The sequence below is a fragment of the Campylobacter sp. TTU-622 genome (genome assembly GCF_016598965.1).
Lineage (GTDB): Bacteria > Campylobacterota > Campylobacteria > Campylobacterales > Campylobacteraceae > Campylobacter_D.
Map to the genome: position 1 here is coordinate 1 of NZ_JAENKR010000234.1, position 395 is coordinate 395.

Annotated in this window: 1 pseudogene; it reads right to left on the minus strand. The window is 47.8% G+C overall.

What is annotated here, in order from left to right:
- A pseudogene (locus tag JG677_RS08640) lies at positions 1-395 on the minus strand (glycosyltransferase); the annotation flags it as partial.

Sequence of the window (395 nt, forward strand, 5' to 3'; positions counted from 1 at the left end):
GCGTTACCGAACGCCAGAGTGTCAAATATCATCCAGGCACCATACAGGAATGCAACACCTGCGACAGCTAACCCGATATACGTCCAGATGCGGAGAGGGAAAGTTGAGAAGCTGGTAATCCCTTCGAGCGCCAGATTCCATAATTTCCAGCCGTTGAATTTCGAATCACCGGCCACGCGTTCGGCACGGGCATATTTAACAACATCCGTTTTACCGCCAACCCAACTGAGCACCCCCTTCATGAACAAGTTGCGTTCGGGCATTAATTTAATATTTTCGATAACCTCACGGCTCATTAACCGGAAATCACCGACGTTCTCTTCAATTTTCGGATTGCTGATTTTATTGTGCAGCTTATAAAACCATTCAGCTGTCTTACGCTTCATGCGCCCGTC